The organism is Mycobacterium sp., from assembly GCF_049683355.1.
Classification (GTDB): Bacteria; Actinomycetota; Actinomycetes; order Mycobacteriales; family Mycobacteriaceae; genus Mycobacterium.
The window spans coordinates 1-13,549 of sequence record NZ_JBAUJB010000309.1 but is presented as its reverse complement, the minus strand read 5'-3'; the positions used below and the strand labels follow the sequence as shown (position 1 = coordinate 13,549).

General features: G+C 69.7%; 13 protein-coding genes. 7 read left to right on the top strand and 6 right to left on the bottom strand.

All coding sequences use genetic code 11. The features are described 5' to 3' along the window. A partial coding sequence (locus WA944_RS18015; protein ID WP_526647201.1) for a DEAD/DEAH box helicase occupies nucleotides 1–1,372 on the bottom strand: 1,372 nt, incomplete at its 3' end. 268 nt (nucleotides 1,373–1,640) lie between these two features. Here WA944_RS18015 and WA944_RS18010 point away from each other — a divergent pair. Then, on the top strand, nucleotides 1,641–2,363 hold the full coding sequence (locus WA944_RS18010) for a ferritin-like fold-containing protein (protein ID WP_526370344.1): 723 nt from the start codon (nucleotides 1,641–1,643) through the stop codon (nucleotides 2,361–2,363). A gap of 9 nt (nucleotides 2,364–2,372) precedes the next feature. Here the strand turns inward: WA944_RS18010 and WA944_RS18005 are convergent, their stop codons facing one another. Then, entirely contained in the window at nucleotides 2,373–3,215 is an 843-nt protein-coding gene (locus tag WA944_RS18005) for a hypothetical protein (RefSeq protein WP_526370342.1), read from the bottom strand. 239 nt (nucleotides 3,216–3,454) lie between these two features. Between WA944_RS18005 and WA944_RS18000 the strand changes: the two genes are divergently transcribed. After that, nucleotides 3,455–3,706 carry a DUF3107 family protein gene (locus WA944_RS18000; protein WP_526370340.1) on the top strand — a complete coding sequence of 84 codons (252 nt, stop codon included), beginning with the start codon at nucleotides 3,455–3,457 and terminating at the stop codon, nucleotides 3,704–3,706. Nucleotides 3,707–3,779: 73 nt separating this feature from the next. On the opposite strand, the gene fasR is transcribed toward WA944_RS18000, so the two are convergent. Continuing rightward, nucleotides 3,780–4,457 carry an HTH-type transcriptional activator FasR gene (fasR, locus tag WA944_RS17995; protein ID WP_163888717.1) on the bottom strand — a complete coding sequence of 226 codons (678 nt, stop codon included), beginning with the start codon at nucleotides 4,455–4,457 and terminating at the stop codon, nucleotides 3,780–3,782. A 174-nt stretch (nucleotides 4,458–4,631) separates the two neighbouring features. On the opposite strand from fasR, the gene WA944_RS17990 reads away from it, so the two are divergent. The 3 genes from WA944_RS17990 (at nucleotide 4,632) to WA944_RS17980 (ending at nucleotide 7,831) form a co-directional block, all read left to right on the top strand. Then, nucleotides 4,632–5,663 carry a DUF3152 domain-containing protein gene (locus WA944_RS17990; protein ID WP_526370338.1) on the top strand — a complete coding sequence of 344 codons (1,032 nt, stop codon included), beginning with the start codon at nucleotides 4,632–4,634 and terminating at the stop codon, nucleotides 5,661–5,663. A gap of 98 nt (nucleotides 5,664–5,761) precedes the next feature. Continuing rightward, nucleotides 5,762–6,940, top strand: a complete 1,179-nt coding sequence (moeZ, locus tag WA944_RS17985) for an adenylyltransferase/sulfurtransferase MoeZ (protein WP_526370336.1) — start codon at nucleotides 5,762–5,764, stop codon at nucleotides 6,938–6,940. Nucleotides 6,941–6,976: 36 nt separating this feature from the next. After that, the gene (locus tag WA944_RS17980) at nucleotides 6,977–7,831 is read left to right on the top strand and encodes a TIGR02569 family protein (RefSeq protein WP_526607738.1); all 855 of its coding nucleotides are present in this window, start codon (nucleotides 6,977–6,979) and stop codon (nucleotides 7,829–7,831) included. A gap of 69 nt (nucleotides 7,832–7,900) precedes the next feature. Here WA944_RS17980 and WA944_RS17975 read toward each other — a convergent pair whose 3' ends face one another. The 3 genes from WA944_RS17975 to WA944_RS17965 are packed head-to-tail and all read right to left on the bottom strand — an operon-like array spanning nucleotide 7,901 to nucleotide 9,591. Continuing rightward, nucleotides 7,901–8,197 (bottom strand): MGMT family protein, encoded by a 297-nt coding sequence (locus tag WA944_RS17975; protein WP_526607741.1) that lies wholly within the window; start codon nucleotides 8,195–8,197, stop codon nucleotides 7,901–7,903. Between the two features lies 1 nt (nucleotide 8,198). Next, nucleotides 8,199–8,981 (bottom strand): alpha/beta fold hydrolase, encoded by a 783-nt coding sequence (locus WA944_RS17970; protein WP_526607744.1) that lies wholly within the window; start codon nucleotides 8,979–8,981, stop codon nucleotides 8,199–8,201. Between the two features lie 25 nt (nucleotides 8,982–9,006). After that, nucleotides 9,007–9,591, bottom strand: coding sequence for a TetR/AcrR family transcriptional regulator (locus tag WA944_RS17965; protein ID WP_526375157.1), 585 nt, complete (start codon nucleotides 9,589–9,591; stop codon nucleotides 9,007–9,009). A gap of 88 nt (nucleotides 9,592–9,679) precedes the next feature. On the opposite strand from WA944_RS17965, the gene WA944_RS17960 reads away from it, so the two are divergent. Further along, a complete protein-coding gene (locus tag WA944_RS17960; protein ID WP_526647200.1) occupies nucleotides 9,680–10,474 on the top strand; it encodes an alpha/beta fold hydrolase in 795 nt (264 codons plus the stop codon). A gap of 28 nt (nucleotides 10,475–10,502) precedes the next feature. Next, nucleotides 10,503–13,549 (top strand): ATP-dependent helicase (locus WA944_RS17955; RefSeq protein ID WP_526647199.1); only part of this gene is annotated, 3,047 nt, incomplete at its 3' end.

The following is a 13,549-nucleotide window of genomic DNA, read 5'->3' as shown; positions in this document are numbered from 1 at the left end:
GCCCGCCACCGGTCTGGCCGCCGCGGGTCCGTCGCCGCGTCCGGTCGCTGCGCCGGGCCGGCCTGCTCTCGCCGTCCGCGGAGGAGCGCTTGGGCTCCCTCCTCGGGCTGTCCGCCGCGCGGCTGCGGCCGATCTTGCCGGTGGCGTCGGTCGGGATGTCCAGTTCCTCGTACAGGTGCGGTGAGCTGGAGTACGTCTCGGCCGGGTCCGGGGTCTCCAGGCCGAGCGCCTTGTCGATCATCGTCCAGCGCGGGAGTTCGTCCCAGTCGACGAGGGTGACGGCGATGCCGGTCTTGCCCGCGCGCCCGGTGCGGCCGATACGGTGCACGTAGGCCTGCTCGTCCTCGGGGATCTGGTAGTTGATCACGTGGGTGATGTCGTCGATGTCGATGCCCCGGGCGGCCACGTCGGTGGCGACGAGCACGTCGACGTCACCGTTGCGGAAGGACTTGAGCGCCTTCTCCCGGGCGCCCTGGCCGAGATCGCCGTGCACGGCGTCGACCTTGAAGCCGCGTTCGGCGAGTTCGTCGCAGACCTTCTGGGCGGTCCGCTTGGTGCGGGTGAAGATCATCGTCGCGCCGCGATTGTCGGCTTGCAGAATTCGGGCGACCATCTCGACCTTGTCGAGGGCGTGCGCGCGGTAGGCGAACTGCTCGGTGGACTCGTGGGTGGCCGCGCCTTGAACGCCCTCGGCGCGGATGTGCGTGGGCTGGTTCATGAACGTGCGGGCCAGCGTGATGATCGGGTCCGGCATGGTCGCCGAGAACAGCATCGCCTGGCGGTTGGTCGGAATCTGCTTGAGAATCCGCTCGATGTCGGGCAGGAAGCCCAGGTCCAGCATCTCGTCGGCCTCGTCGAGCACCAGCGTCGACAGCCCGCCGAGCTGCAGGTGGCCCTGTTGCGCGAGGTCCAGGAGGCGGCCGGGGGTGCCGACGACGACGTCGGCGCCCTTCTGCAGCGACGCCACCTGCGGCTCGTAGGGGCGGCCGCCGTAGATCGCGACGACCGACAGCGGACGGCTCTGACCTTCGTGCTCGGCCTTGAGGTATTTCGACGCCTCGGTCAGGTCGCCGAAGACCTGGATGCACAGCTCACGGGTGGGCACGACGATCAGTGCGCGCGGGATGCCGGAGAGCGGGCGTTCGGTGTCGGTGGTGAGCCGGTGCAGCAGCGGCACGCCGAAGGCGAAGGTCTTGCCCATGCCGGTGCGGGCCTGGCCGATCAGGTCGTCGCCGGCCAGGGCCAGCGGCAGGGTCTGTTCCTGGATGGCGAAGGGATGCTCGATGCCGGATTCGGACAGTGCGCGGACGATCTCCTCGCGCACTCCGAGCTCGGCAAACGACGGGCTTGTATGTGGGATTACAGGTGTCATGCTGGGTAAACGAAGCCTTTCACGGTCATTCCTCGTTGCGTTCCAGCGCGCACGAGTTGTGAAGAGAACTCCGTCAGGCCCTGCGATGAGGAGGCGGGCCGCCTGTCGTGCACGCACATTGTCAAGGTGCCTGCGGCGACCATCAGCCCACGTGACCTTTATCGATCTGTCGACTTTCGCGCCGACACCAGACCCCATGGTAGCCGGTCGGTCCGCTGCTCGGTCACCGCACTCGTTGCGGGCGCGCCGGCGCTCTAGAGTTGGGGCCATGTCTTCGACGCCTCCCACGGCCGCCGATCCCGCTCCGGCGGGAGCGCAGAACAACCCGGAAAAAGCGGGTGCATCCACGGTGTCGCCCCTGCACCCGGGCATCAACGAGCTGTTCGCGCTGTTGGCATACGGCGAGGTCGCGGCGTTCTATCGGCTCACCGAAGAGGCGCGGATGGCGCCCAACCTGCGTGGCCGGATCAACATGGCCAGCATGGCGGCCGCCGAGATGAACCACTACGAAGTGCTGCGCGACGCGTTGGAGCGCCGCGGTGTCGACGTCGTCCCGGCGATGACCAAGTACGCGTCGGCGCTGGAGAACTATCACCGGCTGACCACGCCGAGCACCTGGCTCGAGGCGTTGGTCAAGACCTACGTCGGCGACGCGATGGCCGCCGATTTCTATCTCGAGACCGCCGGGTCGATGCCCGACGAGGTCGCCGCCGTGGTGCGTTCGGTGTTGTCGGAGACGGGACACTCGCAATTCGTCGTCGGCGAGGTGCGCGACGCGGTGACGGCCAGTGACCGTCAGCGCCACCGGTTGGCGCTGTGGTCGCGGCGGCTGCTGGGTGAGGCCATCACCCAGGCCCAGTACGTCCTCGCCGACCACGACGAGCTGGTCGACCTGGTGATGTCGGGCGGTGGGCTGTCGCAGATGACCGATTTCTTCGACCGTCTCCAGCACACCCACAGCACCCGGATGCGCGAGCTCGGGCTGGCCTGACCAGGCGCGCTACCGCGTGCAGTTGGTGATGAACGAGTTGCTGTTCTGCGCGGCGATCACGGCACCGTTGGCGTCGGTGATGCTGCAGTTGAGCTGACCACGGACGCTGGTCGCGGTCACCGAGGTCAGCGTGACGCCGGGATCGAGCACCACTGTCTTGGACCAGGGCAGCGCGACGTTCACGTCGGTCACCAGCGCGCCGCGCTGGTCGGTGTAGATCACCGTCACCAGATCGATGAGCGAGCGATCTCCGGTGATCCGGTAGGTGACCGTTCCGGGAGCGGCCGCTGCGGGCGGTGGAGCGGCCTGCGGCGGGGGCAGCACGGGCTGCGCCGTCGGAGTCGCGGTCGCGGTCGCGCTCGGGGTCGGGGTTACCGTGGTGACCGTCTCGGGAGGCAGCGACGGCGGAGCCGCGACGCGGGGCGCGGAGGGCTCAGGAGCGCTGCTGGACGTCGGCGCGCCCTGGCTGGATGCGATGGTCGCCGACACCGATCCGCTGTCACCCCCGCCCAGGATCAGGCTGGCCGCGATGACGGCGATGAACAGGATCGCGCCTGCGACCCCGGCGATCCACATCCACCGGCGGTCGATGCTGGCCTCGTCGATGTCGTAGTCGTCGTAATCCTCGACGGGACCGTCGGGGTCGTAGTCGTCGGGATACGGCGGAAGGGTATCGGTGATCAGGTCGCCGTCCGGCTCGCCGTACGGATCGGCGTATGGGTCGGCGTACCCGTCGGCATACCGGTCGGCACTGCCGTGTCCGCCTGCGTAGCGCCGGCCCCGGCGGGGGCTTTCGATGCGCTCCGTCGGGGTCAGGGAGTACGGCGATTGTGCGGTGTAAGGCCTGTTCATCCAGCTATCCCAGTCGCTTTCCTTGCGGTACGGAGGCTGATGCTATCGGGACAGAAGTGATGAATGAGGTTGGCGCGCCTGCTCTGCGGTCACGGTCGGGACTCGGTTCGGTCGCCCGTCGGTTTCGGGCTCGCGGCGCTGTTTCGCTGACCGCGTAGATCCCGGCGCGGCCTCACGGGCCCGGCGTCCATTAGCCTCCTGTGGACAAGACGAAGCATTCGAACAGAAGGGTTTTCACCGTGGAGGTCAAGATCGGTGTCACCGACAGCCCGCGCGAACTGATCCTCAACAGCGCGCAGACGCCGGCTGAGGTGGAGAAGTTGGTCGCCGATGCGCTTGCCGCCGATGCGGGCGTCCTGAGCCTCACCGACGAGAAGGGCCGGCGCTTTCTCGTGCAGTCCGCGAAGATCGCCTATGTCGAGATCGGTGCCGCCGACTCGCGCAGGGTCGGCTTCGGAGTGGGCACCGTGGGCGCCGAGGTCACCCGCTAGTTCCTCGCCGGAACGGTATTCCAGCAGCAAAAGTGCGAGTCGACGGCTGCCGGAATACAGTTCCGGCGAAAGGTCAGGAGCGGGTCAGTGGCACGTGGGACAGCCCGCCCCAGATGAACTGCACCGTGCCCTCGACGGCGTCGCTCTTGTCGATCGGGCGCTCGTTGTTGAGCCAGTAGCGTGCGGAGTCGACGCTGATGCTCACCAGACCGACCGCGATCATCCTGGCCCGATGCGGTTCAAGGCCGGAATCGTGGCTGATGAGGTCGAACACGGCGTCGGTGCACGACTCGGTGGCGACCTTGACCTGCGCGGCCACCTGGGGCTCGGTGACGTAGTCGTTCTCGAAGATCAGCCGGTAGCCCTGGCCGTCGTGCTCGATGAAGTCGAAGAACGCCTCCACCGCGGCACGCACCCGCTGGCGGTTGTCGGTGGTGGTCCGCAGCGCCTGACGCACCCCGGAGACCAGGTTGTCGACGTGCCGTTGCAGCACTGCCAGGTACAGCTCGACCTTCGACGAGAAATGTTGGTACAGCACCGGTTTGCTGACGCCGGCGCGGTCGGCGATCTCGTCCATGCCCGCGGCGTGGTACCCGCGGTCGACGAACACCTCGCTGGCAGCGATCAGCAACTGTCCACGGCGCTCGTCTCGGGGCAGCCGGTTACCGCGCCGGGCCGCGGTGGCGGGTAACCCGGTGCCGTTGGCTGGTTGTCCCCCCCGCCGCTGCGCCGTCTTGGCGAGATCGCTCATCAGAACCTCAAGATCTACAGCCGGCGCGACCGGCGTGTTTGATTCGCTCCGCACTGACACTACTACCGGTGGCTACCGTTGGCCTGCGGTACGCGTGAGGTCCGCGCCCGGTTGGCGCGGCGTGCGGTGGCGCGCCGGGAGTGCAAGTCCTCCGAGCTGTGTCATCCTGTTTCGGTGACCTACGACCCGGGGCGTCGCGGGAGCGGTCGGGTCCCCGTGCTGCGCGACGAGTGGCGAGAGCCTCTCCGCGCGCAGCGTGACCCGCTGGCCGAACAGCCGGGCCGGGTCAGATCGAACCGGGACGACCGCAAGCGGTGGCGCAAGCAGACCTGGATCGGTCGCTTCATCTCCACCTACGGATGGCGTGCCTACGCGCTACCGCTGCTGGTCGCGCTGACGGTGGTGGTCGGCTACCAGACCATCACCGGAACCAGCGTGCCGGAGGTGGTGGACGAGGACGGACCCGTGCAGGGGCCGCCGACCATCGGCGTCGCGAGCACCGCGATCGTCGGCGCACCGCCCAAGGGGCTCACGGAGTTCGACGCCAGCCTGCCCACCGGGATCCTGCCCGACGGCGGGCCGTTCACCCCGGCGGGTGCCCGGACGTGGCGCGTGGTGCCCGGCAGCACGCCGCAGGTCGGGCAGGGCACCACCAAGGTGTTCACCTACACCGTCGAGGTTGAGGACGGGATCGACACCACGACTTTCGGCGGCGACGACGGCTTCGCGCGGATGGTCAGCGAGACGCTGGCCAACCCGAAGAGCTGGACCCACAATCCGCAGTTCGCGTTCACGCGGGTGGACGCCGCGTCGGGCATCGAGCCGGACTTCCGGGTGTCGCTGACGTCCTCGATGACGATTCGGGATGGCTGCGGCTATGACATCCAGCTCGAGGCGTCCTGCTACAACCCGGCATTCGAGGGCCAGCCGCGGGTGTTCGTCAACGAGGCCCGGTGGGTGCGCGGCGCGGTGCCGTTCCAGGGGGACGTCGGCTCCTACCGGCAGTACCTGATCAACCACGAGGTGGGCCACGCCATCGGCTACCAGCGTCACGAGCAGTGCGCCGCCAACGGTGAGCTGGCGCCGATCATGATGCAGCAGACGTTCTCGACGAGCAACAACGACGCGGCCCGGTTCGACCCCGGCACGGTCACCCCGGACGGGATCACCTGCCGGTTCAATCCCTGGCCCTACCCGATCGCCTGAATCCGGCCCCCGGGAAGCCCCGGGCCCTCATCGCTGTTGATTGCAGTACCCATGCACAACTGATGTGATGATTTCTGAAGCCAACCAAGGAGAACTCGGTGTCGACCCCGTTGCCGCCGCTGGTAGCACCAGCAGCTGAACTCACCCGCGAAGAGGTGGCGCGCTACAGCCGTCATCTCATCATCCCCGACCTCGGCCTGGACGGGCAGAAGCGTCTGAAGAACGCCCGTGTCCTGGTCATCGGGGCGGGCGGGCTGGGTTCGCCGACACTGCTCTACCTCGCCGCCGCCGGTGTGGGCACGATCGGCATCGTCGAGTTCGACGTCGTCGACGAGTCGAATCTGCAGCGGCAGATCATCCACGGCCAGTCCGACATCGGCCGGTCCAAGGCGCAGAGCGCCAAGGAGTCGATCCTGGAGGTCAACCCGCTGGTCGACGTGCGGTTGCACGAGGTGCGGCTGGAACCGGACAACGCCGTCGAACTGTTCTCCCAGTACGACCTGATCCTCGACGGCACCGACAACTTCGCCACCCGCTACCTGGTCAACGACGCCGCGGTGCTCGCAGGCAAGCCGTACGTGTGGGGCTCGATCTACCGCTTCGAGGGCCAGGTGTCGGTGTTCTGGGAGGACGCCCCCGACGGGCTGGGCCTGAACTACCGCGACCTCTACCCGGAGCCGCCGCCGCCCGGGATGGTGCCGTCCTGCGCCGAGGGTGGGGTGCTGGGCATCCTGTGCGCGTCCATCGCCTCGGTGATGGGCACCGAAGCCATCAAGCTGATCACCGGTATCGGGGAGCCGCTGCTGGGCCGCCTGATGGTCTACGACGCCCTGGACATGAGCTACCGCACGATCAAGATCCGCAAGGACCCGGCCACGCCGAAGATCACCGAGCTGATCGACTACGAGGCGTTCTGCGGTGTGGTCTCCGACGAAGCCGCGGAAGCGTCCGCCGACGCCACCGTGACGCCGCGGGAGCTGCGGGAGCTGCTCGACTCCAGCCAGAAGTTCGCGTTGATCGACGTCCGTGAGCCGGTCGAGTGGGACATCAACCACATCGACGGCGCCGAGCTCATCCCGAAGTCGACGATCGAGTCCGGAGACGGGCTGGCGCGGCTGCCGCACGACCGGGTACCGGTGCTGTACTGCAAAACCGGGGTGCGCTCGGCCGAAGCCCTGGCGGTCATCAAGAAGGCCGGGTTCTCCGACGCCATGCATCTGCAGGGTGGGATCGTGGCCTGGGCCAAGCAACTCGAACCCGACATGGTGATGTACTAACGCTGGGTTGGGCGCGGTTCCGCTTAGGCTGAGCCGGTGACCGCCGAGCGCCCACCCGACCATGTGCTTGCGGCCTTCGGGCTGTCCGGGGTGCAGCCGGCGCCGCTGGGATCCAGCTGGGAGGGCGGCTGGCGCTGTGGCGAAGTGGTGCTGTCGATGGTCGCCGATCACGCCCGGGCCGCCTGGTCGGCCAAGGTGCGCGAGACGCTGTTCGTCGACGGGGTGCGGCTGGCCCGGCCGGTGCGTTCCACCGACGGCCGTTACGTCGTCGCCGGCTGGCGCGCCGACACGTACGTCGCCGGCACTCCGGAACCCCGCCACGACGAGGTGGTCTCCGCCGCCGTCCGGTTGCACGAAGCCACCGCCAAGCTCGAGCGGCCCCGGTTCCTGACCCAGCCGCCGGTGGCGCCGTGGGCCGACGTCGACGTGTTCATCGCCGCCGACCGGGCGGCGTGGGAGGAGCGTCCGCTGCACTCGCTGCCGCCGGGTGCGCGGGTGGCGCCGGGCAGCGCGGACGGGCAGAAATCCGTCGAACTGATCAACCAGCTCGCTTCGCTGCGCCGGCCTACCAAGAGTCCGAGTCAGCTGGTCCACGGAGATCTCTACGGCACAGTGCTTTTCGCCGGCACGGCGGCTCCGGGGATTACCGACATCACGCCGTACTGGCGACCGCCGGCATGGGCCGCCGGGGTGGTGGTGGTCGACGCGCTGTCCTGGGGCGACGCCGACGACGGCCTGATCGAGAGATGGACACCGTTGCCGGAGTGGCCGCAGATGCTGTTGCGCGCGTTGATCTTCCGTTTGGCGGTGCATGCCCTGCATCCGAGGTCGACGGCCGTGGCATTCCCCGGTCTGGCCCGCACTGCAGCGCTGGTCCGCCTGGCGGTCTAGGTTTCCCGCGGAATAGCGTTCCCGGCTGTGATTCCGGTGGCGATCACAGCCATGGCTTCACGCTCGCGATCAGAACGCGTGGCGGTACTGCCGAAGCGGCACCCGGCCGTCGTCGGCCAGCACCCCTTCGGCGCGCAGCCGTTCCAACTGGCGCGACGCCAGATGCGGCGCCGGCTTTCCCGACGCGGTGATCACCCGGTGCCACGGCAGGTCCGACGAGTCGATGCGCATGATCCACCCGACGATGCGGGCGCTGGACAGCCCTGCCGCGCAAGCGATGTCGCCGTAGGTGGTCACCCGTCCCGACGGCACGGCCGCGACGAGCGCACGCACCGCCTCCACCTGCTCGTCGGTGATGGCCGCCACGTCAGCTCAGCTGGTCGCGAACCACGGCCGCGGTCTCGGCCGGCTTCGCGAGCGGCACCATGTGGTCGCAATCCCATTCCAGCAGAACAAAACCCGAACCCAGTCCGGCATCCAGACCGGTGATCAGTTCTTCGGAGGCGTACGGCGGATCGGTGCGGGTGGCGCGCACCAGCGTGGTCGGTGTGCCGTCGCGGGGGACGGCAACGGGGCGGGTGAGCTCACTCCAGTAAGACAGCATCGCCGGGATGCTGATGCGCCACCCCACACGGCCGTTCGGCAGTGCGACGAGGTGTTCGTCGAGCTCGCGGTCCAGCTCGGCGGGAGCCACGTCGCCCCACGACCCGTTGGCCTTCTCGGCGCGCGCGTCCTCGCGGTCGGTGTAGTCCGGTGATTCGACCATGCTGTCGGCCACCTCCCGCATCCACCGTCCGTCGAGGGCGACCGCCGGGTCGAGGAGCGCCAGAGCGCTGACCAGGTCGGGCCGCGTCGATGCCAGGCTCAGGGCGACCGCGCCACCGAACGAATGGCCGACGACCACGACGGGTCCGGCCGCCTCGGCCTCGAGCAACGCCGCGGCCGCCGCCACGTTCGCCTCGATCGTCCACGGCGCGTCCCACGACGACCTGCCATGGCCCAGCAGGTCGGGCGCGAGCGCCGCGATCTCGGGCAGGTGCTGCTCGAAGAGTGTCTGCCACCGTCGGCCGTGCCCGGTCAGCCCGTGGATCGCCAGGACGCGCGCCGGCCCGGCCGGTCCGAAACGGTGGGTGTGCAACACGTCGATCACGCCGATGATGGTGCCAGTTCGGCAGTCACGCCTCCACTCGTGGCCCGTCGAGTAGATCCGCGAGCGCGGCGCGGGTCTCGGGGTCGGCCCGACCTGCGTCGAGTTCCAGCAGCGCGCATTCCGCGTTCGCGGCGAGCCACAGCCGGGCCGCTGCGTGCGGGCGGGGCCGACGCATCGCGACGAAGTCGTCGGTGAGGAGGTCGACGGTGGTGTTGTTGCGGCGGATGATCTCCTCCTGGATCGGGAGCTGCCCGCGGGCCTCGAGGATCAGGGCCCGTACGCCGCGCCGGCGCAGGCAGGCATCGAGGTAGGTCACCGACATCGCGGTCAACCGTTCCCGGCCTGGTCGCATCGACGCGGTGGCCCGCTGCACCGCGTCGAAGATGTCGTCGTGAAACCGACGGTGCAGCGCCACGAGATACGACGTGCGGTCGCCGAAGTGATGAAAGAACGTCCCCTTGGCCACGCCGGCGGTGGCCACCACCGCGTTGACGCTGAGGCCTTCGAGGCCGGTGGTCTCGGCCAGGACGAAGCCCGCCGACAGCAGCGTGTCGCGGGTGCGTTCCTTGGCCGCCGCCCGCGCGCCGGGTGTCTGAGATGGGGGAGTCATCGGTCTTCCAACATACCGACCGGGTGGTCAACGAACCGTCCGGTGCGCTACGTTATTGACCGACCGACCGGTCAATGAGGAGACGAGCATGCCCCTGGCCAGGACGCCGTCGGGAACCCTGGCCTACACCGATCAGGGCACCGGATCCGCGGTGGTGCTGCTGCACGCGACGTTGCACGACCGCACCGACTACACCCACGTCGCCGCCGCCCTGGCCGGCCGGTACCGCGTCATCTCCGTCGACTGGCCCGGTCACGGTGACTCATCTGCCCAGGCAGCGCCGCTCAGCGCCGCGCTCCTGGCCGACGCGCTCGAGCAGTTCGTGTCCGCCCTCGAGCTGCGCGACGCGGTGTTCGTCGGCAACTCGGTCGGCGGGTTCGCGGCGTGCCGACTCGCTATCCGAGATCCCTCCCGGGTGGCCGGTCTGGTGCTGGTCAACGGTTCCGGCTTCACCCCGTGGACCCCGGTCAGCCGGGCCTTCTGTGCGGTGATGGGGCATCCGGGCACGATCGGCGCGGTGTTGCGCTTTTCGGTGCCGCTGTACATGGCGGCGACGACCGACACGGACCGTGACGTCGTCGGGCGGGTGCTCGCCCGCGCCCGTACCCGCGCCGGCAGGCAGACCGCGGCGGCGATGTGGCGCAGCTTCCCCGACCCCGCGGCCGACCTGCGAGCACTCGCCGACAGGATCACCTCGCCCACGCTGATCACCTGGGGCACCCGGGACCGCACCCAGCGCAGGTCCTGGGGGCGTGCCATGCATCACGCGATCAGCGGATCGGCCTACGTCGAGTTCGACACCGGCCATCTTCCCTTCACATCGGATCCGCAGGGCTGGCTCGGCGTCGTCGAACCCTTCCTGGAGCGCGCGCTGAGCCGCTGATGTCAGACCCTCGTGGTGTCATGCCAACATGTCTGCGCCACACACCGAGCTGACCCCCGACGCACTGGGTCGTCCCGAGATGCGCGGCACCATCCGGGTGCTCGGTGGTGCCGGCACCGGCAAGAGCCGCCTGCTCGTCGACACGGCCGTCGCACACCTGTCCGCGGGCTGTGATCCGGAATCGGTTCTGCTGCTGACGGGTTCGGCGCGCCTCGGCGCGCAGGCCAAGGCCGCGATCACAGCGACGCTGCTGAGCTCGGGCGCACGTACGGTGGTGCGGGAGCCGCTGGTGCGCACCGTGCATTCCTACGCGTTCGCGGTGCTGCGGCTGGCTGCGCAGCGCAACGGGACCCCGCCACCGAGGTTGATCACCAGCGCCGAGCAGGACGGCATCATCCGGGAACTGCTGGCCGGTGACATCGAGGACGGTCCCGCCTCGCCGGTGCGTTGGCCGGAGCGGCTGCGGCCGGCGCTCGGCACTGCCGGTTTCGCCGCCGAACTGCGTGATCTGATGGCGCGGTGCGGCGAGCGTGGAGTCGATCCCGCTGAGTTGCAACGCATCGGCCGGCTGGCAGGCAGGCCAGAATGGCGGGCTGCGGGCCGGTTCGCCCAGGCCTACGAGCAGATCATGTTGTTGAGATCGGCGGTGGGGATGGCGGCTCCGCAGGCCACCGTGCCGGCATTGGGCGCCGCCGAACTCGTCGGCGCCGCGCTCGAGGCGTTCGCCATGGACGCCGACCTGGTGGCCGCCGAGCGCGCGCGGGTCAAGCTGCTCCTGGTCGACGACGCCCAGCACCTCGACCCGCAGGCCGCTCGACTGGTGGCCGTGCTGGCGAGCGGGGCCGAACTCGCCGTGATCGCCGGAGATCCGCACCAGACCGTGTTCGGGTACCGAGGGGCCGACCCGGCGCTGCTGCGTGGTGACGGACCGGTGTTGTCGCTGACCGAGTCACACCGGTGCGCAGCCCCGGTGGCCGATGCCATCGGTGCGGTCGCACGTCGGCTGCCGGGCCAGGAGAGCACCCGCCGGCTCACCGGCACCGACGCGCCCGGCGCGCTGACGGTGCGGATCGCCGCGTCACCGCACGCCGAGGCCACACTGATCGCCGATGCGCTGCGCCGCGCCCATCTGATCGACGGAATACCGTGGTCACAGATGGCGGTGATCGTCCGGTCGGTGCCCCGGATGGGTGCCGGGCTGGGGCGCGCGTTGGCGGCAGCAGGCGTGCCGGTCGATGTGCCACAGGCTGATTCAGCGCTGGCGGATCAGCCTGCGGTACGCGCGCTGCTGACCGTGCTGGAGGCGACGGCGGACGGTCTGGACGGGCAGCGGGCTCTGCAACTGCTGACGGGTCCGATCGGTCGGGTGGATCCGGTGTCGCTGCGGCAGTTGCGGCGGGCGCTGCGCCGGGGGGCCGAAGCCGGCTCGGCGGCTGGGTTCGGGGACCTTCTCGTCGCTGCGTTGCACCGCACTTCCAATCCACTCTCCGACGAGCAGAGGCGGGCGCTGGGCCGGGTACGCGCGGTGCTGGCGGCCGCGCAGCGCAGCGCCGACGAGGGCCGGGATCCGCGGCACACGCTGTGGCAGGCGTGGCACCGCTCCGGATTGCAGCGGCGGTGGCTGGCCGAGGCCGAGCGCGGTGGACCGGCAGCGGCCCAGGCCGAGCGTGATCTCGACGCCGTCACCGCGATGTTCGACGTCGCCGAACAGTACGTCGCGCGCACAGCGGGGGCCTCACTGCGCGGACTGATCGACCATGTCTCCGGACTCGCGCTGCCTCCCGTCCGCAGCGACGACACCCCTCGGAGCGACGCGGTCGCGGTTCTCAGCGCGCACTCGTCGTTGGGCCGCGAGTGGGACTTCGTGGTGATCGCCGGACTGCAGGAAGGGCTGTGGCCCAACGTCTCTCCGCGTGGCGGGGTACTCGCCACCCAGCAGCTGGTCGACGTGATCGACGGGGTCGCCGATGTCGGGGAGCGCCGGCTTTCCAGCAGGGCGCCGCTGCTCGCCGAGGAACGCCGGCTGCTGATCGCGGCGATGGGCCGCGCGCGCAGCAGGCTGTTGGTGACGGCCGTCGACAGCGACGACGGAGACGACGCGATGCTGCCGTCGTCGTTCTGTCGTGAGCTCAGCGCGCTGGCGACCGAACCGGTCGTCGAGGACGCCGCCCCGGTCCGGGCCCCGCGGGTGCTGGCCCCGTCGGCCCTCGTCGGGCGCCTGCGGTCGGTGGTCTGCTCGGCTCCTGGCGCGGTGTCCGATGAAGAAAGATGTTGCGCGGCAATACAGTTGGCGCGCCTTGCCGAGGCCGGCGTGCACGGCACCGACCCGGCTTCCTGGTATGGGATGCGTGGACTGTCCACCGAGGAGCCACTGTGGGACGGCGAGGACGGTGACGTCCACGAGGTGACGTTGTCTCCGTCGACGTTGCAGATGCTCTCGGACTGCCCGCTGCGCTGGTTGCTCGAACGGCACGGCGGGTCCGCCGGGCGCGATGTGCGCTCCGCGCTGGGGTCGTTGGTGCATGCCCTGGTGTCCGAGTCGGGCAAGACGGAATCCCAGATGCTCAACGACCTCGAGAAGGTCTGGAGCGAACTGCCCTTCGACGCGCAGTGGCACGCCGACAACGAGCTGGTCCGTCACCTGGCGATGTTGTCGACGTTCCTGCGCTGGCGTGCCGACACCCGCCACGAGCTGACCGAGGTCGGCACCGAGGTCGAGGTCGAGGGTCAGGTGGCCCATCCCGGTGACGGGTCGCCCGTGGTACGGGTGCGCGGCCGCCTCGACCGCCTCGAGCGGGACAGCGAGGGCAGGCTCGTCGTCGTCGACATCAAGACCGGCAAGAGCCCCGTCAGCAAGGACGACGCCCAGGCCCACGCCCAGTTGGCGATGTACCAGTTGGCCGTCGCCGAAGGACTGCTCACCGAGGGCGACGAGCCGGGGGGCGGGCGACTCGTCTACGTCGGTAAGGCCCGCGGCGGCGGGGCGACCGAACGCGATCAGGCCCCGATGACCCGCGACGGCCACGCCGAGTGGCACTCGCTGATCCACCAGGCCGCCGCGGCGACGCAGGGTCC

What these genes read in the sequence shown, in the direction of transcription:
- fasR (WP_163888717.1), bottom strand. Translation starts at nt 4,457, where the DNA reads ATGAGCGATCTCGCCAAGACGGCGCAGCGGCGGGGGGGACAACCAGCC.
- WA944_RS17960 (WP_526647200.1), top strand. Translation starts at nt 9,680, where the DNA reads ATGCCCCTGGCCAGGACGCCGTCGGGAACCCTGGCCTACACCGATCAG.
- WA944_RS18010 (WP_526370344.1), top strand. Translation starts at nt 1,641, where the DNA reads ATGTCTTCGACGCCTCCCACGGCCGCCGATCCCGCTCCGGCGGGAGCG.
- WA944_RS18005 (WP_526370342.1), bottom strand. Translation starts at nt 3,215, where the DNA reads ATGAACAGGCCTTACACCGCACAATCGCCGTACTCCCTGACCCCGACG.
- WA944_RS17965 (WP_526375157.1), bottom strand. Translation starts at nt 9,591, where the DNA reads ATGACTCCCCCATCTCAGACACCCGGCGCGCGGGCGGCGGCCAAGGAA.